We start from the raw sequence: 23,803 nt of genomic DNA, 5'->3' as shown, positions 1-23,803 counted from the left end.
GAGACTCCATGGGTGAATCGGCGGACGGATCGGACGCGATCTCGGCGGCGGGGTTCCATCGGGCGCCGGGCGTCGCCGACTGGCGGGTCACCGGCACCGGGCCGCAGGCTGTCTTCACCGCGACCTCCCTGTCTCACGCCGCCGGGCTCGTCGCCCCGATCGTCGCCGCCGCGGAGCGATTCGGCCTCCGTCCTGACATCGACGTGCGTCCCGAGGGCGTCGTCGTGCGCATCCCGTACGCCGGACCGGAGGGCATCCCCGCTGCCGCCGTGGAGTTCGCCGGCGTCGTGTCGGAAGCGGCCGCCGAGCAGCGCCTGAGCCCTGACCCCTCGCGCGCGCAGTCGATCGGCATCTACGTCGCACAGCACTCCGAGGCCGACGTGCGCCCCTTCTTCACCGCGGCGCTGGGCTATCAGAACGTGGGCGACACGGATGCCGCGGATCCGATGCGCTGCGGACCGCAACTCGCCTTCAACCCCATCAGCGGGGACTCGCCGTCGAGGGGCCGGACGCACTTCGACGTCTTCGTGCCGGCCGAACAGGCCCAGGCCCGCGTCGATGCCGCGCTCGCGGCCGGCGGGCGACTCGCCGACGACTCGCACGCTCCGGCCTGGTGGTCGCTCGCCTCGCCCGACAACCACGGCGTGGATATCGCGTCGTGGACCGACACCTACGACTGATCCACGTCGTCGACACCTCCCGTCGCCGCCTGCTTGACGAGAACCGAGGGCGCGGAGCACCCTGAGCACATGACCCGTGAGCTGGCGGATGAGGATCAAGCCCTCTCCGACGTCGTGGACCGGCTGGAAGAGCGGTTCCCCTCGAGAGATCGCTCCGAGATCGAGCGCGCCGTCGCCGAGGCGCGCTCGCACTTCGAGCGCGCGAAGGTGCGCGACTTCGTCCCCGTGCTGGTCGAGCGCGAAGCACGCGCCCGGCTCGAGCATCCGATCCAGTAGTCCGCCCGTTCAGCGTCCTCTCGCCTACCGGGCCCGCGCGAGCCGCCGTCAGGGGCCGGCCGGCGCGATCGTCTTGCGCATCACCGTCTTGTTCTTGCCGATGTGGCGCTCGAACGTGAAACCGGCCTTCTCGAACATGGCCCTCGTGCCGTTGTGGAGGAACGACGACGACGTCTTCTTGCCGACCGGGAGCTCGTTGGGGAACGAGACCACCTCGCCGCCGCCCGCCTGCGCGATCAGTTCGAGCGCGCCGTCCAATGCCTCCCGTGCGACTCCCGAGCGCCGGTGGTCGCGGTCGACGAAGAAGCAGGTGATGCGCCACGGCGCCGGGTTCGTCTCGCCCGCGTCGTACTGCTTGCGGTGGTAAATACCGGGAAGCTCGGCCGGACTGCCGAACTCGCACCACGCGATCGCGTCATCGCCGTCGAAGACGAGCGCGGCGTGCGCGACCCCCTCGTCCACGAGCCGCTGTTTGAACGTCGGGCGGTCGTACTCGCTCTTGACGGTGTGCTCGGTGTCGCCGTGGAAGTACGAGCAGTAGCACCCGCCCCAGACCCCGTTGTGCTTCTGCGCGAGCGCCAGCCACGCGGGAAACGTCTCGGGAGTGAGCGGCCTGATCACGTGCGACGTCGCGAGGGCCACCTCCTACCGCCCCGACTTCACCGCGGTGATGATCCGCGCCAGCGCCCAGCCGGCGGCGGACACGAGAGGGACGCTCACCATGATCATGGCCACCGGGTTCGGCTGGAACTTCGGACCGTTCGGGCCGTTCACATACGCGCCGATGGGCAGCACATAGCCGCCGCCGCCCCCGCCGCTGCCTTCGCCCTCACCCTCGGGCAGCCCGCCGCGCTGGGGCCACTTGCCGGATCCGCCGCCACCGCCGAACCCGAAGATGACCAGTGCCGCCGGCGTCACCTGCCGCCCGCCGACATCGATGGTCTCGCCGAACGCCATCTTCGCGCCCCATGATGGCGCGGACTTCGTCAGACTCTCGACCGGTGACTCCATCAACGACTCCTCCGCTTCGGTCCGCACACGCTGACACCCAACATAGAGAGCCGTGCGGAACGCCACCAGAGGCGTCGCGACGGGTCACTCCGGCGCGTACTTGAACGACAGCTGGATCCGCGAACGGAACAGCAGCGCGCCGTCGTCGCCGACGACGACGTCCTGCTTCGTCACTTCGGCGATGCGCAGATCGTGCAGCGATCCCGACGCGGTGCTGATGGCTTCTCGGGCGGCCTCCTCCCAGGACGAGGCACTCGTGCCGATGACGTCGATCACTCGGTAAACGCTCATCTTGACCCCACATCGCTCGATGCCGACACGACCATAGTGATCCCGGTCGCGCCCGGATGGAAGGGGTGCACCTCGAGCGGGAGAACGGGGAGAGCGGATGCCCCCTCCCGGGGCACCCGCTCTCCTCATGTCATCGATTCAGGCGTGGGTCAGAACGGATTCGGCGTCAGCGTGTACTTGGTCTGGAGGTACTCGTGGATGCCCTCGGCGCCGCCCTCGCGGCCGAGGCCCGACATCTTCCAGCCGCCGAACGGCGCTGCCGCGTTGGAGACGACGCCCATGTTGAGGCCCATCATGCCGGTCTCGAGGCGCTCGATCATGCGCTGGCCGCGCGCGAGGCTCTCGGTGAACACGTACGAGACCAGTCCGTACTCGGTGTCGTTGGCGATCCGCACCGCGTCGTCCTCGTCGTCGAACGGGATGATCGCGAGCACCGGTCCGAAGATCTCCTCTCGGAGGATCTCCGACCCCGGCTGCACGTCGGTGACCACGGTGGGCTCGTAGAACGTGCCGGGACCGTCCACGGCGTTGCCGCCCGTGCGCACCTGCGCGCCGCGCTCGACAGCGTCCTGCACGAGCTGCGCCGCCTTCGCGACCGCACGGTCGTCGATGAGCGGGCCGATGGTGACGCCCTCCTCCGTGCCGCGGCCGATCGTGAAGCCGTTGACGCGCTCGGTGACCCGGCGGGCGAACTCGTCGGCGACCGAGCGGTGCACGATGAACCGGTTCGCGGCGGTGCACGCCTGGCCGATGTTGCGGAACTTCGCCGCGATCGCGCCGTCGACCGCCTTGTCGAGGTCGGCGTCGTCGAACACCACGAACGGCGCGTTGCCGCCGAGCTCCATCGACGTGCGCAGCACACCCTGCGCGGCCTGCTCGAGGAGGCGCTGGCCGACCTGCGTCGACCCGGTGAACGACAGCTTGCGCAGCCGCGGGTCGCGGATGATCGGCTCCGACACGGCACCCGAGGTCGAGGTCGTGAAGACGTTGACGACGCCCGCCGGAACCCCGGCGTCCTCGAGGAGCTTCGCGAACGCCAGGGTCGTGAGCGGGGTGAGCTCGGCGGGCTTGATGACCACGGTGCAGCCCGCGGCGAGCGCGGGCGCGATCTTGCGGGTCGCCATCGCCAGCGGGAAGTTCCACGGCGTGATGAGGAAGCACGGGCCGACCGGGTGCTGCGACACGATCATGCGCCCGGTGCCCTCGGGGTTCGCGCCGTAGCGGCCCTGCACGCGCGCGGTCTCCTCGCTGAACCAGCGCAGGAACTCACCGCCGTAGGCGACCTCACCGCGCGCCTCGGCCAGCGGCTTGCCCATCTCGATCGTCATCAGCAGCGCGAAGTCCTCCTTGCGCTCCTGCAGCAGGTCGAACGCGCGCCGCAGGATCTCGGCGCGCTGCCGCGCCGGCGTCGCCGCCCATGCCGGGAACGCGTCGACGGCTGCGTCGAGGGCCGCCTTGCCGTCCTCGGGCGACGCGTTCGCGATCTCCTTGACGACGTCGCCGTTCGAGGGGTCGTAGACCTTCAGCGTCTTGCCGCCGGATGCCTCACGCCACTGCCCGCCGATGAACAACCCGTCGGGGACGGACGCCAGCAGCTCGGACTCACGGGTTTCGGTGATCGTCGTGGTCACGGGGACTCCCTTGTCGGTGGACGGATGCCTCGGCACCCTCTTCGATCGTTGGTCTGGGGCTATTCTGCCCGCGGCCGCCATTGCCGGCCGATGTACATCTCGTACAGTTCGCTGTCATGATTCGCCCGCCTGCACAGCGGTTGCGCCTCTCACCGGCTTCCTCATTCGAGGTCGAGAGCCGGGATGAGGGCCGAGCTCGGCCCGCGACTCCTCATCTCGGCTGTGCTCCTCAATTGAGGGCGCGCGCGAGCGCCGGGGCGTGCTGGTCGACGAAGGCGCCGGCGAGGAACGCCGCGAGCTCGTCGGTCGCCTCGAGCGGCAGCACCGCGGCGACGTACTGGTCGGGGCGCACGACGACGACCACACCGTCGCGCGACAGGCCGCGCTCCTCGAAGATGTCGGTGCTCGTCCAGGCGCTCGGCGCGGCCGCGTAGACCTTCTCCCAGTCCGTGAGCCCGAGGGGTCCCGTCTTCGGCAGGAACGGCGCGGGCACGCGGGTGATGTCGACCTCCTCGTGCGGCTGCTGGTAGATCACCTTGACGTCGAACACGGCGTCGACGTCGGCGCCTTCCGGCGTGAAGCGCTGCACCGGGGACTCGGGCGAGGCGATGAACGCGGCCCAGTCGGAGAGGACGGATGCCTCTCCCGCCGCGGGCGTGTCGGCGAAGGCGTAGATCCGCCAGCGGCCGTCGGCCTTCGCGTGGTGGCCGAGGTGCACCGGGTTGCCGTCGCACACGCGCACGACCTCCGCGGACTTGAACCGCTTGCCCAGCGGGAACCCTTCGGCGAGCGCCTGGTGCGCAGCATCCGTCACGATCATCGACGCACCGTACTGCGTCATGAATCCCGACGGGAACTCGGCCGTGCCGAGGTAGAAGGTGGCGAGCTCCTGCGGGTCGGAGATCTCCTCGGGCTTGCGGGCCATGAGGGTCGACCACTCGCGGTCGAAGTCGATGAGCTGCTGGGCGACCGGCTGCCGCTCGGCGGAGTACGTGGAGAGGAGGGACGCGGGGCTGAGGCCGGTGAGGACGTGCCCGAGCTTCCAGCCGAGATTGAAGCCGTCCTGCATGGAGACGTTCATCCCCTGGCCGGCCTTGGCGCTGTGCGTGTGGCACGCGTCACCGGTGAGGAAGACGCGGGGATCGTGCCCCTGGTCGACGTCGACGTCGTCGAACTTGTCGGTGACGCGGTGGCCGACCTCGTAGACGCTGTGCCACGCGACCTGCTTCACGTCGAGCGAGTAGGGGTGGAGGATCTTGTTCGCCTTGGCGATGACCGCGTCGATCGGCGTCTGACGCACGCGGTGGTCGTCGTCCTTCGCGACCTCGCCGAGGTCGACGTAGACGCGGCAGAGGTAGCCGCCCTCGCGCGGGATCAGCAGGATGTTGCCGGCCTCGGAGTTGATCGCGCACTTGGTGCGCCAGTCCGGGAAGTCGGTGTTGACGAGCACGTCCATGACACCCCAGGCGTGCGCAGAGAACGCGCCGACATGCTTGCGGCCGATCGCCTCGCGCACCCCGCTGCGCGCACCGTCGCAGCCGACGACGTACTTCGCGCGCACGGTGCGCTCCTCGCCGGCACGCTCCCCCGCGACGTGCCGCACACGCACCTCGATCGGGAACTCGCCGCCGTCGTGGATGGTGAGGCCGACGAACTCGACGCCGTAGTCGGGCAGGATGCGACCCGGACCATGGGCGGCGGCCTCGGCGAAGTAGTCGAGCACGCGCGCCTGGTTCACGATGAGGTGCGGGAACTCGCTGATCTTGAAGGCGTAGTCCTCCGTGCGAGCGGTGCGGATGATGTTGTCGGGGTTCTCGGGGTCGGGACCCCAGAAGTTCATCCACGCGATGTTGTACGCCTCGGCGACGATCCGCTCGGCGAACCCGAACGCCTGGAACGTCTCGACGCTCCGCGGCTGGATGCCGTCGGCCTGCCCCAGCACGAGGCGTCCCTCGCGACGTTCGATCATCCGGGTCGTGACACCCGGGAACTGCGACATCTGCGCCGCGAGCAGCATGCCGGCAGGGCCGGAGCCCACGATGAGGATGTCCATCTCGTCGGGCAGTTCGGCCGGGCGGTCGATGCCGGTGCCGGCAGCGTCCTGCACGCGCGGATCGGCGGAGACGTAGCCGTGGTGGTGGAACTGCATCGGTGTCCTCCTCGGACGACGGTGTCGAGGGCTCGTGGCCTGGGGCTTGCCGACGAGCGAATGCGTGTTCTATATTCGAACACACCGTTCTACTATTGAACAGATCGTATACGAAGGGATGCCGCATGACAAGGCTCGACGGCACGACAGCGCCTGCGTCGCAGACGCTGAGCCGCGGCATCCGGATCCTCGAAGTGCTCGCCGACGCACGTGGTCCCCTGTCCATCGACGAGATCGCGGCACGGCTCGAGGTGCATCGTTCCGTGGCCTACCGGCTCCTCCGCACGCTCGAGGACCACGGGCTCGTCGAGCGCGACGCCGCCGGCCGCATCGAGCTGGGCGCACGCCTCGCCGCCCTCGCCGCGGGGGTCGCTCACGACCTTCAGGCCGAGGCGCTGCCCGAGCTCACCGCGGTCGCGGGCGACCTCGGCGTGACCTGCTTCCTCGCGGTGCTCGACCACGAGGAGTGCGTCACGCTCTCCAGCGTCGAGCCGCGCCACGCGGTGAACCCCGTCGCGCAGCGGCCGGGCACGCGGCATCCGATCACCCGCGGCGCTCCGGGCAAGGCGATCCTGTCGCTGCTGCCGACGTCGGCGTGGCCGTCCGGTGTGTCACCGGAGCTGGCGGCGGAGGTGACGGATGCCGCCACCCGCGGCTTCGCGACCAGCCACGACGAGGTCATCCCCAGCCTGCGCGCGGTCGCCGTGCCGCTCGACGTGCGCGGGCGTGGGCCCGCGGCGATCGCCGTGGTGTTCGTCGCGAGCGCGCACTCGGACGCTGAGATCGCCGCGCGTCTCACCCGGTCGGCGACCGCGATCCGCGACGCGCTGGGCGGCTGATCCGGCGCCGGTTCGGTCAGGCGGTCGTCGGGTACTCGGTCACGAGGCGGATGTTGTACTCCGCGACCCGCTGCGGCACTCCGTCGAACGCCTCGGCCCGCGACTCGGACGCCAGGTACTCCTTCTCGAGGGCGACGAACGCGTCCTCGTCGCCGGGGGCGCTCACGGCCCACACGAACTCGTTCGTCTCGGGAAGGCCGTAGGCGAACTCGATCGTGAAGCCGGCGGCGGGCCGCACCCGCGGCATCCACTCGTTCCACCACGCGACGAAGGCGTCGTACTCCCCGTCGACGAGCGTGTACCGGCGGAGCTGAGTCGTCTTCATGACTCCCATCCTGCCCGAAGACCTATACTCGTCACGTCCGGTGGCACCGTCGCCCGCCGGTGCTCGAAAAATGGGCACGCAGCGCGCACGCGCGAGACACATACGGCTCTTGATCCGTTCCGTCTCGAAAGGCATCGCCATGTCTCCTGCCATGAGCACCGTCTCGGCGCACGTCGCCCTCACCCTCGCCCACCACATCGATCACGTCTTCGGCGTAATGGGCAATGGCAACGCGTACTTCCTCGACGCGCTCGAGCGCTCCACCGACGTGCACTTCACCGCCGTGCGCCACGAGGCCGGCGGCGTCGTCGCCGCCGACGCGTACCACCGCGCCTCCGGACGGCTCGCCGCCGCGACCGCGACATACGGCGCCGGCTTCACGAACACGCTCACCGCCCTCGCAGAGGCGGTGCAGGCGCACGTGCCGCTGGTGCTCGTCGTCGGCGACGAGCCGACGTCGGGCCCGCGCCCGTGGGACGTCGACCAGATCGCCCTCGCCTCGGCCGTCGGCGCGCGCACGTATACGGTCGGGCGGGCGGATGCTGCGGCCACCACCATCATCGCGATCGAGCACGCGCTCACCTACCGGGTGCCGACGGTGCTCGCGATCCCCTACGACGTCGCCGCGCGCGACGCCGGCCCGCTTCCCGACGCTCCGGAGCCTCGCCTTCCCGCTCCCCTCGTGCCCGCGGGGCCGTTCGCCGAAGGCGCGGTCGAGGGACTCGTCGCGGCGCTCGCCTCTGCCGAGCGGCCGTTCCTGCTTGCCGGTCGTGGAGCGTGGATCTCGGGCGCCGGCGAGGCCCTCGGCGACGTCGCCGACGCGGTCGGTGCCGTCACGGCCTCGACCGCGCTCGGGCGCGGAATCTTCCCGCGCGCCGAGTTCGACCTCGGCGTCACCGGCGGCTTCGGAGCCGAAGGCGCCATGGAACTCGTCCGCGAGGCCGATGTGGCCGTCGTGTTCGGGGCGTCCCTCAACCAGTTCACGATGCGCTTCGGCGATCTGTTCGCGCCGGGCACCCGCGTGTTCCAGGTCGACGTCGCGCCCGCCGCGACCCACCCGCACGTGGGCGGCTACGTGCGCGGCGACGCCGCCGTCGTGGCCCGTGCCGTCGCCGACGGCCTGCAGGCGCGCGGCGGCGCGGCGAGCGGCTGGCGCGAGTCCGTCGACCTCATGCCGCTGCGCGCATATGAGCCTGGCGACGACATCGCGCCGGACGGCCGGCTCGACCCCCGTTCGGTCGCGGCGCGCATCGGCGCGCTGCTGCCCGAGGATCGCGTGGTCGTCTCGGACGGCGGCCACTTCATCGGCTGGGCGAACATGTACTGGCCCGTCGCGTCGCCGGATCGGATGACGATGGTCGGCACGGCGTTCCAGTCGATCGGCCTCGGCTGGCCGTCGGTGCCCGGCGCCGCGCTCGCGAAGCCGTCGGCGACCGTCGTGCTGACGACGGGCGACGGCGGCGGGCTGATGGCTCTGGCCGACCTCGAGACCGCCGTGCGGGTCGCCGGCGGCCGGGGACTCGCCGTGGTCTGGAACGACGCCGCCTACGGCGCTGAGATCAACCTCTACGGCCTGAAGGGGCTCGCGAAGGAGCCGATGCTCATCCCCGAGGTCGACTTCGCCGCGCTCGCGGCGGGCGTGGGCGCCGAGGGCGTCGTCGTCCGCACCCTGGCCGACCTGAACCGGCTCGGGGAGTGGACGGCCGAGCCCGCAGCATCCCGTCGCTTCCTCGTCCTCGACTGCCGCATCTCGGGATCGGTGATCGCGCCGTATCAGCGCGAGATCATCCGCGTGAACTCCTGAGTCAGGAGGTCACTCGCCGCTGAAGTCGGGCTTGCGCTTCTGCTGGAACGCGGCGAAGCCCTCGCGGTAGTCGGCGGTGCTGCGCAGGGCTTCCTGGCCACGGGCCTCTTCGGCGACGGCGTCCCACAGTCGCTCGCCGCGGAGACGGGCGATCAGTCGCTTCGAGGCGACGAACGCGGCAGTCGGCCCCGACGCCGCGAGAGTCGCACGCTGCAGGGTGAAGTCGAAGACCTCCTCGACGGGCATCGCCCGGCTGAACAGCCCGGCGGCCACGGCTTCCGCGCCCGACATCATCGCGCCCGTGTAGATGAGATCCAGCGCCCGGTGCGCACCGAGCCGTTCATAGAGCAGCGCGTGGCCGCCTGAGTCCAGCATCGCTCCGAGGCTGGCGAACGGCGAGCCGACCTTGGCGTCGTCGGCGACGTACACGACGTCCGTCGCGATCGCGAGCCCCAGCCCCACGCCGAGGCACGCGCCGTGGACGGCCGCGAAGGTGGGGGCGGGGAACGCGGCGATCCGCCTCATCAACGTCTCCACGCCCGCGAGGTACTCCGGCACGTCATCGGTCACCGGGTCCACGCCCGCGATGTCGCGCCCGGCGCAGAACGCCCGCCCTTCGGCGCGCAGCACGAGCGCGCGCACCCCGGACTCCTCCGCGCTGCGATACGCGGCATCCATCTCCCCCAGCTCGCGCAGCGAGAGCGCGTTGAGCTTCTCGGGCGCGTTGAGGACGACTTCGGCGACGTCGCCGGTGATGGACAGTTCGATCATTCGTTCCTCCTAGACGTCGTAGTCGACGACGACGGTATCGGTCGTCGGGTGCGACTGGCAGGTGAGCACGTACCCGCGCTCGAGTTCGTCGGGCTCGAGCGCGTAGTTCTCGGTCATCGTGACCGACCCCTGGAACAGGCGTGCACGGCACGTGCCGCACACGCCGCCGGCGCACGCGAACGGCACGTCGGGCCGCACGCGCAACGCCGCGTTGAGGATCGACTCGTGCGCGGCGACAGGGCTGTCGACGGCCTGGGACTGTCCGTCGAGCGTGAACTCGATGCGGCGCACCGGCTCGTCCTCCGCGACGACCACCGGGCGCCCGGCCGACGGCTCGGCCCGCTCACCCTCGCCCGTCGTGAACAGCTCGTAGCGCACGTGCGCAGGGTCGACGCCGATGTCGGCGAGGGTGTCGCGGCACAGCTGCACGAGCTCGAACGGCCCGCACAGGAACCACTCGTCGACGGTGTCGGGCAGCACGAGGTCGCCGAGGATGCGGCGCAGCCGCGGCTCGTCGATGCGGCCCGACAGCAGCGGCGCGGTGCGCTGCTCGCGCGAAAGCACGTGGTGCAGCGCGAGCCTGGTCGGATAGCGGTCCTTGAGGTCCGACAGCTCGTCGAGGAACATCACGTCGAGGCTCGAGCGGTTCGTGTAGACGAGCGTGAACCGCGACGTGCGCGACCGCGCGAGCACCGTCGCGGCGAGCGCCATCAGCGGCGTGATGCCCGAACCCGCGGCGATCCCCGCGACGTGCGCGTCGTCGAGGTCGGCGAGTTTCGAGGTGAACGTGCCCTGCGGGCTCATCACGTCGATCTCGTCACCGATCTTCAGCTCTGTCTGCGCCCACGTGGAGAACCGGCCCCCCGAGTCGCGCTTGATCGCGACGCTGATGGTGCGCGGCCCATCACCCGCGCCACCGGCGTCCTCCGCGCGGCACAGCGAGTACGAGCGGCGCACCTCGTGGCCGTCGAGGACCTTCCGCAGCGCGACGTGCTGCCCCGCGAGGTAGTCGAACGCGTCCCTCGACTCCTCGGGGATGGCGAACGTCACCTCCACCGAGGCATCCGTCAGCGGACGCACCGCCGCGACCCGCAGCGTGTGGAACCGTGCGCGATGCTTGGCGCCGCGCGGACCGCCGACCGCGGTGGTGAGCAGCGTCTCGGCGATGCGCTCGTTGTCGCTCGCCGCGACGGCGTCGGGCCGCATCAGTGGACCTTGAAGTGGTCGAAGGGCTCGAGGCACGCGCGGCACTCGTACAGCGCCTTGCACGACGTCGACCCGAAACGCGCGAGCTCACGCGTGTCGAGCGACCCGCAGCGAGGGCAGCGCACCGAGAGCTGCAGTCGGATCGGCCCGCTCACCGCGGCACGCCCGGTGGGCGGAGCGATGCCGTACTCGACGAGCTTGTGCTCACCCGCATCCGTCATCCAGTCCGTGGTCCATGCGGGGGCGAGCACCAGTCGCACGTCGATGTCGTCGAAGCCCGCCGCCGTGAGGGCGAGCACGACGTCGTCGCGGATCGCGTCCATCGCGGGGCACCCCGAGTACGTCGGCGTGATCGTGACCGTGACGCGCCCGGCGTCGACCACGACGTCGCGCAGCACACCGAGATCCTCGATCGTGAGGACGGGAACCTCGGGATCGAGAACGGATGCCGCGACCTCCCACGCGCGCTCGGCCGTTGCCGTGACGATCACCATGTCGCCCCCGGGTGCTGCCGGGCGAGCACCTGCATCTCGGCGAGCAGGTAGCCCAGCGTCGGGAAGTGCGACCCGTGACGCCCGCCGGCGGACGACATGGGAGTCGTCGGCACCTCGAGCTCGGCCTCGGCGAAGACCGCGGAGATCACGGCCCTGAATGCCGGCAGTAGCGTCGACGGCCGCACGGCGACCCCGTCGAGGCGCTCGATCAGCGGCTCGTCGCGGAACAGCTCGCCCACGTACGGCCACACGTCCCCGATCGCGCGGACCATGCGCCGACGCGACTCCTCGGTGCCGCCCGCGAGGCGGAGTGTCCACTGGACGGCGTGGTCGCGGTGGTACTCGACCTCCTTGACCGCTTTCGCGGCGATCGCCGCGAGGGTCTCGTCGGACGACTGCTGCAGCGCCGTGTACAGCTCGAACAGGTACACGGATGCCGCCAACTGGCGCGCGATCGTCTGCGCGAAGTCTCCGTTGGGCTGCTCGAAGAGCCAGGCACTGCGGAACTCGGGCTCGTCCCGCCAGTAGGCGAGGTCGTCCTCGGTGCGGTCGTCGTAGGTTCCTGCGTAGCGGAGGAACGACCGCGCATGCCCGAGCAGGTCGAGTGCGATGTTCGCGAGGGCGACGTCCTCCTCGAGCTCGGGCGCGCGGGCGATCCACGCGCCGAGATGCTGCGACAGCACCAGCGCGTCGTCGCCGAGCCACAGCGCGTACTCGGCGACGTCCGCCGTCGCGGCGCGGCCCTCGCCGCCGGCCAGCTCGGCCGACAGCTCGACCTGCTCGACGGTCACCTCGCCGTGATCACCGACCGGTCCCTGAACCCCGACCGGTCCCTGAGCCCCGACCGGTCCCTTAGCTTGTCGAAGGGTCACAGGTGAGGCACCCCCTCCGACGCTGTGTAGTACGTGGCGTGGCGGTAGTTCTTGCCCGCGGGGCTCTCGAAGAACGCCCCCTTCGAGTCGGGGTCGCTCGTGGTGATCGCATCGGCGGGCACGACCCAGATCGACGTGCCCTCCCCCCGACGCGTGTAGAGGTCACGGGCGTTGCGCAGCGCGAGCTCGGCATCGGGCGCGTGCAACGACCCGGCGTGCACGTGGCTGAGTCCGCGGTTCGCGCGCACGAACACCTCCCACAGCGGCCACGACTCGCGCGGCGAGGTACCTGGAGTGGCCATCACGCGGCTCCCTTCGTGGCGGCGGCCTCGCGCAGCTGCTGCTTGCGGGCGTACTCGGCGGCGGCCTCGCGCACCCACGCACCCTCCTCGTGGGCGTTGCGCCGGTTGCGGATGCGCTCGACGTTCATCGGCCCGCGGCCGGCGAGCACCTCGTGGAACTCCGTCCAGTCGATCTCGCTCGTCCGCCACCGCTCGGCGGCCTCGTCCCACCGCAGCTCGGGATCGGGGAGGGTCACTCCCAGCACCTCGGCCTGGGGCACCAGCATCCCGATGAACCGCTGCCGGAGGTCGTCGTTGGAGAAGCGCTTGATCTTCCACGCCATCGACTGCGCCGAGTTGGGCGACTCGTCGTCAGGAGGCCCGAACATCATGAGCGACGGCCAGTACCAGCGGTTCACAGCATCCTGAGCCATCTCGCGCTGCGCGGGCGACCCCTGCATGAGCGTCAGCAGGATCTCGAACCCCTGCCGCTGGTGGAACGACTCCTCCTTGCAGATGCGCACCATCGCCCGGCCGTACGGACCGTACGAGGCACGGCACAGCGGGACCTGATTGCAGATCGCGGCGCCGTCCACGAGCCAGCCGATCGCGCCCATGTCGGCCCACGTCGGCGTCGGGTAGTTGAAGATCGACGAGTAGCGCGCACGGCCCTCGATGAGCTGCTCGGTCATCTCGTCGCGCGTGATCCCGAGTGTCTGCGCGGCCGAATACAGGTACAGGCCGTGGCCGGCCTCGTCCTGCACCTTCGCCATCAGGATCGCCTTGCGCTTGAGGCTCGGCGCGCGCGAGATCCAGTTGCCCTCGGGCTGCATCCCGATGATCTCGGAGTGCGCGTGCTGCGAGATCTGCCGGATCAGCGTCTTGCGATAGGCCGCCGGCATCCAGTCCCGCGGCTCGATGCGCGAGTCCGCCTCGATGATCGCGTCGAACGCCGCCTGCTCGGCGGCCTCGTCGATCAGCACCTCGGTCGTCATCATCGACTCCTTATTTACAGACCGTTCGTTCAGTAAGTCTACCTCGGGCGGACGGATGCTGCGCCCCAGCGTTCACCGCAGGTCGTAGACCCGCTTGTACTTCCCCTCGCTGCGCGGCAGCGTTCCGGGCTCCTCGAGGCGCACCGCGACCGTCGACCCGATGTGCGTCTTGATGCGCTGCCCGAGCACCTCGGCGGCCGCTTCGCACGTCTCGCGGGAGAGGTCGGGGTGGCGCTCGATGCGCACCGCCATGGCGTCGAGCGCGCCCTCGCGGGTGAGCTCGATGACGAAGTGCGGCGTGAGCGTCTCGATTCCGAGCACGAGCTCCTCGATCTGCGTCGGGAAAATGTTCACGCCGCGGAGGATGATCATGTCGTCGTTGCGCCCGGTGATCTTCTCCATGCGCCGCATGCCCGGTCGGGCGGTGCCGGGGAGCAGCCGCGTGAGGTCACGGGTGCGGTAGCGCAGCACCGGGAACGCCTCCTTCGTCAGCGACGTGAACACCAGTTCGCCGCGTTCGCCGTCGGCAAGCGGCATCCCTTCGTCGTCGATGATCTCGGGCAGGAAGTGGTCCTCCCACAGGTGCGGGCCGTCCTTGGTCTCGACGCACTCGTTGCCGACGCCCGGCCCCATGACCTCGCTGAGCCCGTAGATGTCGACGGCGTCGACGCCCATGCGACGCTCGAGCTCGGCGCGCATCTCGTTCGTCCACGGCTCCGCGCCGAGGATCGCGACCTTGAGCGAGGTAGAGGTCGGGTCGATCCCCGCCGCCACCATCGCGTCGGCGATCGTCAGCAGGTAGCTCGGCGTGCACATGATGACGTCGGGCTCGAAGTCCCGGATCAGCTGAACCTGCCGCGCGGTCTGCCCGCCCGACATCGGGATCACGGTCGCGCCCAGACGCTCGATGCCGGCGTGCGCCCCGAGTCCGCCGGTGAACAGGCCGTAGCCGTACGCGTTGTGCACCTTCATGCCGGGCCGCACGCCGCTCGCGCGCAGCGACCGGGCGACGAGCGCGGCCCAACGATCGAGATCGCCCTGCGTGTAGCCGACGACCGTGGGCCGCCCGGTGGTGCCGGACGACGCGTGGATGCGGCGCACCCGGTCCATCGGCACCGCGAACATGCCGAAGGGATAGGTCTGGCGCAGGTCCTCCTTCGTCGTGAACGGCAGCAGGCGCACGTCCTCGAGCGAGCGGATGTCGCCGGGCGCGACGCCGGCGTCATCGAGCTTGCGCGTATAGAGCGGCACGTTCTCGTAGGCGTGCCGGACGGTCCACTGCAGCCGTTCGAGCTGCAGCGCCCGGATCTCGTCGCGGGACATGCGCTCCTCGGGATCGAGCGTCTCGGTGGGGGCTGCGGGGTTCGCTGTCATCGTCGACATCTCGCCTCTTCTTGGTCGGGTCAGTCGGTGGGGTGGGTGCGCCGGGTCGTCAGCGACCGACCGCGGAACTCGGCGACCACGTCGCCGGTCTCGTCGGTCACTGTCACGTCGTAGAGGCCGTTGCGGCCCGAGAGGATGCGGCGCCGCGCATGCGCGGTGAGGGTCTGGCCGGCGTGCGTCGCTTTGAGGAACGAGATGTCGGCACCGGCGGCCACCGTCACGTCGTCGTCCTCGTTGCAGGCCATCGCGAACGCCGTGTCGGCGAGCGCGAACACCATCCCGCCGTGCGTGATGGCGAACCCGTTCGTCATGTCGTCGCGCACACGCATCGACACGATCGCCTCGCCCGGCTCGTCACGCTCGACGACCATGCCGAGCGCGGCGGACGCACGATCGCGCTGCAGCATGCGGCGCTGGCCAACGAAGTGCGCGGCGGGGTCGCTCACGCCGTCACCCCTTCGGCCTCGGCTGGAACGGATACGGCTGCCGCGGCATCCGTGTCCGCCGTCTTCGCGACCAGCGTGAGGACGTCGTACGTCGCGACGATCTCATCGCGCTGGTTGAGGATGACGGCGTCCCACCGCACCTCGCCGTACTCGTCGGTCTCGCGGGGCGTGATCTGCTTGGCGGTCAGCACCACGCGGATCTCGTCGCCGGGCGACACGGGCGTCATGAACCGGAGGTTCTCGAGGCCGTAGTTGGCCAGCACGGGGCCCGGCTCCGGGTCGACGAAGAGCCCCGCCGCCCACGAGACCAGCAGGTAGCCGTGGGCGACACGACCCGGGAAGAACGGGTTCGCGGCGGCGGCCTCTTCATCCATGTGCGCGTAGAAGAGGTCGCCGGTGAAGTTCGCGAACGTCTCGATGTCGTCGAGGGTCACGGGGCGCAGGGGCGAGGCGATCTGGTCGCCGATGGCGAGCTCAGCGAGCGACTTGCGGAACGGGTGACGATCGGATCGGGATGCTGCGCCCTGATGCCACACGCCGGTCAGAGCCGTGAGCATCGCGGGCGAGCCCTGCACCGCGGTCCGCTGCATGTGGTGCAGCACCGCGCGGATGCCGCCGAGCTCCTCGCCGCCGCCGGCGCGGCCGGGTCCGCCGTGCACGAGGTGCGGCACGGGCGCGCCGTGGCCCGTCGAGGTACGCGCGTCGTCGCGGTCGAGGAACAGCAGGCGTCCGTTGTACGCGGCGGTGCGGGCGAGGAGGGTCGCCGCCACCGACGGGTCGGCGGTCGCGACGCTCGTCACGAGCGACCCGCCGCCGCGGCCGACGAGGTCGGCCGCTTCGTCGACGGTGCGGTAGGCGAGCACGCTCGCCACGGGGCCGAAGGCCTCGACGTCGTGCACCGCGACGGGAAGCGCGTCGGCTGCGCCGTCGAACCCGATCAGGATGGGCGTGACGAACGCTCCGTCGGGAGCCGGACCGGTCGAGCCGTCGGCGAGCGTCACGTCCGGAGCCTCCGTCGTGCCGAGCAGGATGCGGCCGCCCGCGGCCTCGAGCGCGCCGACGGCGCGCAGCACCTCGTCGCGCTGTGCGAGCGAGACGAGCGGGCCCATCGTGACCCGGTCGGCGTGGGGGTCACCCACGACGACGCGCTCGGCGATCTTGTCGCGGAGGGCGGAGACGAGCGGGTCGACGGCGTCGGCGGGCACGATGGCACGACGGATCGCCGTGCATTTCTGCCCCGCCTTGGTCGTGAGCTCGACCAGGAGCTGCTTGACGTAAGCCTCGAACTCGGGCGTGCCCGGGACCGCGTCGGGGCCGAGCACCGACGCGTTGATCGAGTCGGTCTCGCTCGTGAACCTGACGCCTGGCGCGGCCTGCTCGCGAAGCCGAGACGCCGTCGACGCGCTCCCCGTGAACCCGACGAGGTCGCCGAGCCCGAGGTGGTCGAACAGCCCGGGGACGGCGCCGCTCGCCAGCTGCAGCGAGCCCGCCGGCAGCTTCCCGGTCTCGACGAGGATCCGCACCCACGCCTCGGCCACGTACGCCGTCGGCGTCGCGGGCTTCACGATCGTCGGCACGCCCGCGAGGAACGCGGGGGCGAACTTCTCGAGCGCGCCCCACATCGGGAAGTTGAAGGCGTTGATCTGCACGGCCACGCCGGGCAGCCGCGTGTACACATGGCGCCCGAGGAATGAGCCGTCCTTCGACAGCGGCTCGACCGGACCGTCGAGATACACCTGGGCGTTGGGCAGCTCGCGCCGCCCCTTCGACGAGTAGGTGAAGAGCACGCCGATGCCGCCGTCGACGTCGCTCAGCGAGTCGCGCGTGGTCGCGCCGGCGCGCTTGGACAGCTCGTAGAGCTCCTCTTTGCGCGCGGTGAGCGCGATGCCGAACTCCTTCAGCAGCAGGGCGCGCTGGTGGAACGTCAGCGCGCCGAGGCTCGCCTGGCCGACGGTCCGAGCGTGGGCGATCGCCGCGCCGAGGTCGATGCCGTCGGTGCTGACGAGCGTGACGACCTCGCCGGTCGACGCGTCGCGCACTTCCGTCGCGCCCGATTCGGAGGCGGGGCTCCACCATGCGTCGCGCAGGTAGCTGGGGAGGATGTCGGTCACTTGTCACTCCATTCGTAGAAGCCGCGGCCGGTCTTGCGGCCGAGATGTCCGTCGGCGACGAGGCGCCTGAGCAGTGCCGGGGGCGCGAAGCGCTCCCCGAGTTCGCGGTGGAGCTCCTCGGCGATGCCGAGGCGCACGTCGAGGCCGACGAGGTCGGTCGTCCGGAGCGGACCGACCGGATGCCGGTACCCGAGCTCCATCGCCGCGTCGATGTCGGCGGCCGAGGCGACGCCCTCCTCGAGCATGCGGATCGCCTCGAGCCCGAGCGCGACACCGAGTCGACTCGATGCGAAGCCCGGGCTGTCGCGCACGACGATCGGCGTCTTGCCCAGCGCCGCGATCCAGCCCTTCGCCGCGTCGACGAGCGTGGCATCGGTCGCGGTGCCGGTGACGACCTCGACGAGCTCGGACGCCGGCACGGGGTTGAAGAAGTGCAGCCCCAGGAAGCGCTCGGGCCGGTCCAGACCGGATGCGAGGTCGTCGATCGAGATGGACGACGTGTTGGTGGCCAGCGCCGCCTCCGGCGTGAGCACGCGCTCCGCACGCCCGAGGGCGTCGAGCTTGAGCTCCCGATCCTCCGGGACCGCCTCCACCACGAGGTCGCAGCCGGCCAGCGCCGCAGCATCCGTCGCCGTCTCGACCGCCGCGGCGAGCGCGTCGAACCCGCGATCGGTGGTGCCGCGCTCGACGCTGCGACGCACGCTTTCGAGAAGGCGAGCGGATGCTGCCCCCGCCGCGTCGTCGTCACGCTCGACCACGACCACGTCGGCGCCGGCGAGCACGAACGCGTGGGCGATGCCCGCACCCATGCGCCCGCCGCCGATGACGCCGACCCGCCCGGGCACTCCGGTGGGCTCAGCGCGTTTCGTCTCGCTCCGCTCGCTCAACGACCGGGGGGCTTCGTGCGCCACGCCCATCAGCGCTTCCTCTCGAGGAACGCGGTCATGCGGCGGTCCTTCTCGGGGCTCTCGAAGAGCTGGGCCTGCAGCTCGAGCTCGATCTCGGGGTGTGCGGCGCGCGGGGCGAGGAGCGCCGTCTTCGTGTGGCGTGTCGCGAGCGGGTCGTTGCGCGCGATGCGGTCGGCGATCGCGTGGGCGGCGGGGAGGAGGTCGCCCGGCTCGAACAGCGACGACACCAGGCCCCACTCGACCGCGGTGTCGGCATCGAGGATCCGTCCCGTCAGAAGCATCTCCGCAGCCCGTGCCTCGCCGACGATCTCAGGCAGGCGCCACGTCGCACCCGCGGCCGCGATGATGCCGAGGCCCGTCTCGGGGTTGCCGATCTTGAGGCTCGGCGAGCCGATGCGGATGTCGGCAGCGTACGCGAGCTCGGCGCCCCCGCCGAGGGCGTAGCCGTCGATCGCCGCGATGACCGGCATCGGCAGGTTCCGCACCCGGGTGAACGCGCGGGTGTTGATCCCCCGGCGCGCGTCGGCGGCGCGGCGCTCGCGCAGCTGGGCGATGTCGGCACCCGAGGCGAACACACCGTTGGAGCCCGTGAGGATGAGCGTGCGCGGCTCGCGCTCGAGCTCGCCGCACAATTCGTGCAGCCGGTCGATGGTGTCCTGGTCGATGGCGTTGCGCACCTCCGGCCGCGACAGCGTCGCGACGACGCGGTCCTCGCGGCGCTGGATCTTCAGCGGCTCAGGCATCCGTCCTCCTGCGTCCGCCTCTTCGCGGATCGGCACCCATATTACCTGATCGATCGTTCAGTAATGTCACCGTGTCGCGCGGCGTCGACACCGGCAGGGTGCGAGACTGGGCGCATGTCCGCGAGCACCGACGCCTCCCCCGCGCGACGCGGCCGCCCCGGCTACGACCGCGATCAGGTGCTCGCAGTCGCCGTCACCCTCTTCAACGAGCAGGGGTACGACGCGACGTCGGTCGCCGACCTCGCCTCGCGCCTGGGCCTCACGAAGTCGGCGCTGTACCACCACTTCGATTCCAAGGAGCAGCTGCTCTCGCTCGCGCTCGACGAAGCGCTCGACGGACTCGAGGGCGTGCTCGACCAGCCCGAGGCCTCTGCCGGCGACCCGGCAGAACGGCTCGGCGCGGTGCTGCGGGGCGCGGTGCTCGTGCTCGTCGACAAGCTCCCCTACGTGACACTCCTCCTGCGCGTGCGCGGAAACAGCGACGTCGAACGTGCCGCTCTCGAGCGGCGGCGCGCGTTCGACCACCGCGTGACCGCGCTCGTGAACGAAGCGCAGCGCGCGGGTCAGGTGCGGGCCGACGTCGACGGCGCCGTGACCACGCGCCTCGTCTTCGGCATGGTCAACTCGATCGTCGAGTGGTATCGGCCGGGCGGCGCCGTCGACCGCGAGCGCCTCGCGCACGACGTCGTCGCGGTCGCGCTGGACGGCATGCGCACCCGCTGAGACGCACGGATGCCGCGCACCCGAGCCCGCGCAGGGCTCGGGTGCGCGGCATCCATCCCCACTGCTCACCTGTCACGAGCGGCCGGCCGGGCCGGCACATCGTGACAGCTGAGCAGAAGGGCGATCAGGCCTTCGAGAGGCCGTAGATCGGGCTGACCGACTGCTCGGCCTCGTGGTCCGGGCCGAGCGGGATGCCGGAGCGGTCGCGCAGGAGCAGGGTCGCGATCAGGCCGATGACGGTCATCCCTGCGAGGTACCACGTGACCGACATCGTCGAGCCGGTCGCCTGCACGAGGGCCGTCGCGATGGTCGGGGCGAACGCGCCGCCGAGGATCGCGCCGATCGCGTACGAGATCGAGACGCCCGAGAAGCGGATGGATGCCGGGAACAGCTCGGAGTAGAGCGCGGCCTGCGGGCCGTAGGTGAATCCGAGGCCGATCGTGAGGATCGCGAGGCCGAGGAACAGCAGCCAGATGTTCCCGGTGTTCACGAGCGGGAAGAGCAGGAACACACCGACGAGCTGCAGGATCCAGCCGATCATGTACGTCGTGCGGCGGCCGATGCGGTCGGAGATGAAGCCGGCGGCCAACGTCGACAGCAGCCACGTGACCGCCGAGCCCGCGACGGCCCACAGCACCGGTCCGCGCTCGAGGGCGAGCGGGCCCTCGGGGTTGGTCGAGTAGCCCTGGATGTAGCCGCCCGTGGTCATGTACCCGACGGCGTTGTTGCCGGCGAACACGAGAGCGGCGATGAACACGAGGAGCAGGTGCTTGCGGAAGAGCGTGATGATCGGCATCCGCGCCTTCTCCTTGCGCTCGGCGAGCTCGGCGAAGACCGGGCTCTCCTCGACACGGCGGCGGACGTAGTAGCCGACGAGGATGAGCACGACGCTGAGCAGGAACGGCACGCGCCAGCCCCACACGAGGAACGCGTCACCGGGGGCGATCATCGCCATGAGCGCCATGACGCCCGAGGCGAGCAGGAGACCCAGCGGCACGCCGATCTGCGGCGAGGCGCCGAACGCGCCGCGGCGCTGCTTCGGCGCATGCTCGACGGCCATCAGGACCGCGCCGCCCCACTCGCCGCCGGCGGAGATGCCCTGGATGATGCGCAGGAACACGAGCAGGATCGGCGCCCAGACGCCGATCGCGTCGTATGTCGGCAGGAATCCGATGAGGGCGGTCGCGGCACCCATGAGGATCAGCGTCCACATCAGCACGACCTTGCGGCCGTACTTGTCGCCGAAGTGCCCGGCCAGGAAGGCGCCGAGCGGGCGGAAGAGGAAGCTCACACCGACGGTCGCGAAGGCGACGATCGCGCTGTTGGCGCCGAGCGGTGCGAAGAACAGCTGGCCGAAGACCAGGCCGACCGCGGTCGCGTAGATGAAGAAGTCGTACCACTCGACGGTCGTGCCGACGACGGTCGCGAACACGACCCGGCGTCGGTCCGTGGTGGACGCGATGGTTCCGGTGGGGGTGAACCCTGCTGTGGGTCCGGATGCGCTGCTCATGGTGACTCCTGTGTCGGGGGCTGACGACATCGTCGCCGGCGAACCGCTGGGGAATGGTTGCCGGATGCTGCACGATCATATACGATTTCGAATACGACGCAACAGGTCGCTTCGAGTAAGGGAGCTCATGGACGAGATCACGGAGACCGCAGACCGCCGTTTCGCGGCGCTTCCCGGCCGCCCGGGCAAGATCATCGCCATCCACCTCAGCTACGCGTCGCGTGCGGATCAGCGCGGGCGTCGGCCGCAGCATCCGTCGTACTTCTTCAAGCCGTCGAGTTCGGTCGCGGCGTCGGGCGACGCCATCGAGCGTCCGGACGGCACCGAGCTGCTCGCGTTCGAGGGCGAGATCGCGCTCGTGATCGGCACCCCGGCGCGCCGCGTCGGACTCGCCGACGCGTGGAACCACGTCGCGTGGGTCACCGCCGCCAACGACTTCGGCCTCTACGACCTGCGCGCGAACGACAAGGGCTCGAACGTGCGCTCCAAGGGTCGCGACGGCTACACGCCCGTCGGCCCGTCGCTCATCGACGCCCGCACCATCGACCCCGAGGCGCTGCGTGTGCGCACGTGGCTCAACGGCGAGATCGCCCAGGACGACACCGCCGCCGGCATGATCTTCCCGCTCGCCCAGCTCGTCGCAGACCTCTCGCAGCACTTCACGCTCGAGACCGGCGACGTGATCCTCACCGGCACGCCCGCAGGCTCATCGGTCGCGCGGCCCGGCGATGTCGTCGAGGTCGAGGTCGACGTTCCGGGCGGCCCGTCGTCGGGACGACTCGTGACGACGGTGGCGCAGGGTTCGGCGGCCTTCGATGCCGAGCTCGGCTCGCTTCCCGCGGTCGACGATCTGCAGCGGACGGAAGCCTGGGGCTCCCGCGAGGCGGCCGGGCTCCCCGCGGGGGAGGCCGCGACCCCGGCGCTCTCCCCCGCACTGCGCGCGAAGCTCGAGGCCGTGCCCGTGGCCGGGCTCTCGGCGCAGCTGCGCAAGCGCGGCCTGAACAACGTGCACGTCGACGGCGTGCGTCCGCTGCATCCCGAGGCGAAGGTCGTCGGTGTCGCGCGCACGCTGCGCTTCGTGCCGAACCGCGAGGACCTGTTCGCGTCCCACGGCGGCGGCTACAACGCGCAGAAGCGCGTGTTCGACGCCGTCGGCGACGGCGAGGTCGTCGTGATCGAGGCGCGCGGCGAGGCCGGCTCGGGCACTCTCGGCGACATCCTCGCGATCCGCGCGCACGCCCGCGGTGCCGCCGGCATCGTCACCGACGGCGGAGTTCGGGATGCTGCGGCCGTCGCCGCGGTCGGCATCCCCGTGTACTCGTCCGGCGCGCACCCCGCGGTGCTGGGTCGCAAGCACGTGCCGTGGGACGCCGACGTGACGATCGCGTGCGGTGGCACTGCCGTCCAGCCGGGCGACATCATCGTCGGCGACGCCGACGGAGTCGTCGTGATCCCGCCGGGGATCGCCGAGGAGGTCGTCGACGCCGCCCTCGCCCAAGAGGACGAGGACGCCTGGATCGCCGACCGCGTCGCGGAGGGGCATCCCGTCGACGGGCTCTTCCCGATGAACGCCGAATGGCGCGCGAAGTACGCCGCCCGGAACGCCCGAGAGGAAGGCCGCGCATGAGCCCGACCGAAGCCGACACGCTCAGCAAGTCGCAGCAGGCGTACCGCTGGATCAAGGAGCGCATCGCCAACCAGGAGTTCACGCCGGGCTACCGGCTCGTGCTGGGCAGCATCGCCGGCGAGCTCGACATGAGCGTCGTGCCGGTGCGCGAGGCGATCCGCCAGCTCGAGGCCGAGGGGCTCGTGACGTTCGAGCGCAACGTCGGCGCCCGGGTGTCGATGGTCGACGACTCGCAGTACCGCTACAGCATGCAGGCGCTGTCGATCCTCGAGGGCACTGCCACCGCGCTCGCCGCGCGCCGGCTCACGGCCGACGACATCCGCAACGCCCGCCGCATCAACGAGCTCATGATCGAGACGCTCGAGCACTTCGACCCGCGCGCGTTCACTGCGCTCAACCAGGAGTTCCACGCGGCGCTGTTCGAGAAATGCGCGAACCCGCGGATGCTCGACCTCGTGCACGCCGAGTGGGCACGTCTCGGGCACCTGCGCGACTCCACCTTCAGCTTCGTGCCCGGCCGCGCGCAGGAATCGGTGCGCGAGCACGAGAACATCCTCGTCCTCATCGAAACCGGTGCCCCGCTCGGTGAGATCGAGAAGGCGGCCCGGCGCCACCGCTCGGCCACCCTCGACGCCTACATGATCCACGAGCACCCCGACGAGGCCTTGGGCCTTCCCGCGTTCTGAACCGGATGCCGCTGCCCGCGGCATCCGTCCCCACGACCTCC

25 protein-coding genes are annotated in these 23,803 nt (G+C 70.8%); 7 read left to right on the top strand and 18 right to left on the bottom strand.

Annotated features, from left to right (window positions below; translation table 11 throughout):
- Positions 1–8 precede the first annotated feature (8 nt).
- Both ACLBXX_RS04555 and ACLBXX_RS04550 read left to right on the top strand, forming a co-directional pair.
- Complete coding sequence (locus ACLBXX_RS04555) at positions 9–680, top strand: VOC family protein (RefSeq protein WP_447657014.1); 672 nt, start codon at positions 9–11, stop codon at positions 678–680.
- A gap of 69 nt (positions 681–749) precedes the next feature.
- Positions 750–956 carry a three-helix bundle dimerization domain-containing protein gene (locus tag ACLBXX_RS04550; RefSeq protein WP_387143594.1) on the top strand — a complete coding sequence of 69 codons (207 nt, stop codon included), beginning with the start codon at positions 750–752 and terminating at the stop codon, positions 954–956.
- A gap of 48 nt (positions 957–1,004) precedes the next feature.
- On the opposite strand, the gene ACLBXX_RS04545 is transcribed toward ACLBXX_RS04550, so the two are convergent.
- The 5 genes from ACLBXX_RS04545 to ACLBXX_RS04525 all read right to left on the bottom strand — a co-directional run bounded on the left by ACLBXX_RS04545 (position 1,005) and on the right by ACLBXX_RS04525 (position 6,038).
- Positions 1,005–1,577, bottom strand: coding sequence for a GNAT family N-acetyltransferase (locus ACLBXX_RS04545; RefSeq protein ID WP_387143597.1), 573 nt, complete (start codon positions 1,575–1,577; stop codon positions 1,005–1,007).
- Positions 1,578–1,601: 24 nt separating this feature from the next.
- Positions 1,602–1,967, bottom strand: a complete 366-nt coding sequence (locus ACLBXX_RS04540) for a hypothetical protein (protein WP_387143600.1) — start codon at positions 1,965–1,967, stop codon at positions 1,602–1,604.
- An 84-nt stretch (positions 1,968–2,051) separates the two neighbouring features.
- Positions 2,052–2,258, bottom strand: a complete 207-nt coding sequence (locus tag ACLBXX_RS04535; RefSeq protein ID WP_159845939.1) for a dodecin family protein — start codon at positions 2,256–2,258, stop codon at positions 2,052–2,054.
- 149 nt (positions 2,259–2,407) lie between these two features.
- Positions 2,408–3,877: an NAD-dependent succinate-semialdehyde dehydrogenase gene (locus ACLBXX_RS04530; protein WP_447657044.1), complete on the bottom strand. Its 1,470-nt coding sequence runs from the start codon at positions 3,875–3,877 to the stop codon at positions 2,408–2,410.
- 241 nt (positions 3,878–4,118) lie between these two features.
- Positions 4,119–6,038, bottom strand: coding sequence for an FAD-binding monooxygenase (locus ACLBXX_RS04525; protein WP_447657013.1), 1,920 nt, complete (start codon positions 6,036–6,038; stop codon positions 4,119–4,121).
- A 125-nt stretch (positions 6,039–6,163) separates the two neighbouring features.
- On the opposite strand from ACLBXX_RS04525, the gene ACLBXX_RS04520 reads away from it, so the two are divergent.
- The gene (locus tag ACLBXX_RS04520) at positions 6,164–6,877 is read left to right on the top strand and encodes an IclR family transcriptional regulator (RefSeq protein ID WP_447657012.1); all 714 of its coding nucleotides are present in this window, start codon (positions 6,164–6,166) and stop codon (positions 6,875–6,877) included.
- A gap of 16 nt (positions 6,878–6,893) precedes the next feature.
- On the opposite strand, the gene ACLBXX_RS04515 is transcribed toward ACLBXX_RS04520, so the two are convergent.
- Positions 6,894–7,202 carry a hypothetical protein gene (locus ACLBXX_RS04515; RefSeq protein WP_447657011.1) on the bottom strand — a complete coding sequence of 103 codons (309 nt, stop codon included), beginning with the start codon at positions 7,200–7,202 and terminating at the stop codon, positions 6,894–6,896.
- Positions 7,203–7,353: 151 nt separating this feature from the next.
- Here ACLBXX_RS04515 and ACLBXX_RS04510 point away from each other — a divergent pair, with 151 nt between their 5' ends.
- Complete coding sequence (locus tag ACLBXX_RS04510) at positions 7,354–9,006, top strand: thiamine pyrophosphate-binding protein (protein WP_447657010.1); 1,653 nt, start codon at positions 7,354–7,356, stop codon at positions 9,004–9,006.
- Positions 9,007–9,015: 9 nt separating this feature from the next.
- Here ACLBXX_RS04510 and ACLBXX_RS04505 read toward each other — a convergent pair whose 3' ends face one another.
- The 11 genes from ACLBXX_RS04505 to ACLBXX_RS04455 form a co-directional block, all read right to left on the bottom strand.
- Entirely contained in the window at positions 9,016–9,777 is a 762-nt protein-coding gene (locus tag ACLBXX_RS04505; RefSeq protein ID WP_447657009.1) for an enoyl-CoA hydratase/isomerase family protein, read from the bottom strand.
- Positions 9,778–9,786: 9 nt separating this feature from the next.
- Positions 9,787–10,983 carry a 1,2-phenylacetyl-CoA epoxidase subunit PaaE gene (gene paaE / locus ACLBXX_RS04500; RefSeq protein WP_447657008.1) on the bottom strand — a complete coding sequence of 399 codons (1,197 nt, stop codon included), beginning with the start codon at positions 10,981–10,983 and terminating at the stop codon, positions 9,787–9,789.
- Positions 10,983–11,477 carry a 1,2-phenylacetyl-CoA epoxidase subunit PaaD gene (paaD, locus tag ACLBXX_RS04495; protein WP_447657007.1) on the bottom strand — a complete coding sequence of 165 codons (495 nt, stop codon included), beginning with the start codon at positions 11,475–11,477 and terminating at the stop codon, positions 10,983–10,985. Before paaD ends, paaE begins: the two co-directional genes overlap by 1 nt.
- Positions 11,471–12,268 (bottom strand): 1,2-phenylacetyl-CoA epoxidase subunit PaaC, encoded by a 798-nt coding sequence (gene paaC, locus ACLBXX_RS04490; RefSeq protein WP_447657006.1) that lies wholly within the window; start codon positions 12,266–12,268, stop codon positions 11,471–11,473. Before paaC ends, paaD begins: the two co-directional genes overlap by 7 nt.
- Positions 12,269–12,345: 77 nt before the next feature.
- On the bottom strand, positions 12,346–12,651 hold the full coding sequence (gene paaB, locus ACLBXX_RS04485) for a 1,2-phenylacetyl-CoA epoxidase subunit PaaB (protein WP_310241776.1): 306 nt from the start codon (positions 12,649–12,651) through the stop codon (positions 12,346–12,348).
- Positions 12,651–13,625: a 1,2-phenylacetyl-CoA epoxidase subunit PaaA gene (paaA, locus tag ACLBXX_RS04480; RefSeq protein ID WP_447657005.1), complete on the bottom strand. Its 975-nt coding sequence runs from the start codon at positions 13,623–13,625 to the stop codon at positions 12,651–12,653. The genes paaB and paaA overlap by 1 nt, the downstream gene beginning before the upstream one ends.
- A 72-nt stretch (positions 13,626–13,697) precedes the next feature.
- Entirely contained in the window at positions 13,698–15,008 is a 1,311-nt protein-coding gene (paaK, locus tag ACLBXX_RS04475) for a phenylacetate--CoA ligase PaaK (protein ID WP_447657004.1), read from the bottom strand.
- A gap of 20 nt (positions 15,009–15,028) precedes the next feature.
- Positions 15,029–15,454 (bottom strand): hydroxyphenylacetyl-CoA thioesterase PaaI, encoded by a 426-nt coding sequence (paaI, locus tag ACLBXX_RS04470; protein ID WP_387143642.1) that lies wholly within the window; start codon positions 15,452–15,454, stop codon positions 15,029–15,031.
- A complete protein-coding gene (paaZ, locus tag ACLBXX_RS04465) occupies positions 15,451–17,565 on the bottom strand; it encodes a phenylacetic acid degradation bifunctional protein PaaZ (RefSeq protein ID WP_447657003.1) in 2,115 nt (704 codons plus the stop codon). The genes paaI and paaZ overlap by 4 nt, the downstream gene beginning before the upstream one ends.
- Positions 17,562–18,482 carry a 3-hydroxyacyl-CoA dehydrogenase family protein gene (locus ACLBXX_RS04460; protein WP_447657002.1) on the bottom strand — a complete coding sequence of 307 codons (921 nt, stop codon included), beginning with the start codon at positions 18,480–18,482 and terminating at the stop codon, positions 17,562–17,564. Before ACLBXX_RS04460 ends, paaZ begins: the two co-directional genes overlap by 4 nt.
- The gene (locus ACLBXX_RS04455) at positions 18,482–19,216 is read right to left on the bottom strand and encodes an enoyl-CoA hydratase/isomerase family protein (protein WP_447657001.1); all 735 of its coding nucleotides are present in this window, start codon (positions 19,214–19,216) and stop codon (positions 18,482–18,484) included. Before ACLBXX_RS04455 ends, ACLBXX_RS04460 begins: the two co-directional genes overlap by 1 nt.
- A gap of 114 nt (positions 19,217–19,330) precedes the next feature.
- Between ACLBXX_RS04455 and ACLBXX_RS04450 the strand changes: the two genes are divergently transcribed.
- A complete protein-coding gene (locus ACLBXX_RS04450; RefSeq protein ID WP_447657000.1) occupies positions 19,331–19,939 on the top strand; it encodes a TetR/AcrR family transcriptional regulator in 609 nt (202 codons plus the stop codon).
- A gap of 124 nt (positions 19,940–20,063) precedes the next feature.
- Here the strand turns inward: ACLBXX_RS04450 and ACLBXX_RS04445 are convergent, their stop codons facing one another.
- Positions 20,064–21,449 carry an MFS transporter gene (locus ACLBXX_RS04445; RefSeq protein ID WP_447656999.1) on the bottom strand — a complete coding sequence of 462 codons (1,386 nt, stop codon included), beginning with the start codon at positions 21,447–21,449 and terminating at the stop codon, positions 20,064–20,066.
- Positions 21,450–21,576: 127 nt separating this feature from the next.
- Here ACLBXX_RS04445 and ACLBXX_RS04440 point away from each other — a divergent pair, with 127 nt between their 5' ends.
- Both ACLBXX_RS04440 and ACLBXX_RS04435 read left to right on the top strand, forming a co-directional pair.
- A complete protein-coding gene (locus ACLBXX_RS04440; protein WP_447656998.1) occupies positions 21,577–23,076 on the top strand; it encodes a fumarylacetoacetate hydrolase family protein in 1,500 nt (499 codons plus the stop codon).
- The gene (locus ACLBXX_RS04435; protein ID WP_045300865.1) at positions 23,073–23,762 is read left to right on the top strand and encodes a GntR family transcriptional regulator; all 690 of its coding nucleotides are present in this window, start codon (positions 23,073–23,075) and stop codon (positions 23,760–23,762) included. Before ACLBXX_RS04440 ends, ACLBXX_RS04435 begins: the two co-directional genes overlap by 4 nt.
- Positions 23,763–23,803 lie beyond the last annotated feature (41 nt).

Source organism: Microbacterium sp. C23T, from assembly GCF_053345975.1.
The sequence above is the reverse complement of the archived record's forward strand: the minus strand, read 5'-3'. Positions and strand labels throughout refer to the sequence as shown.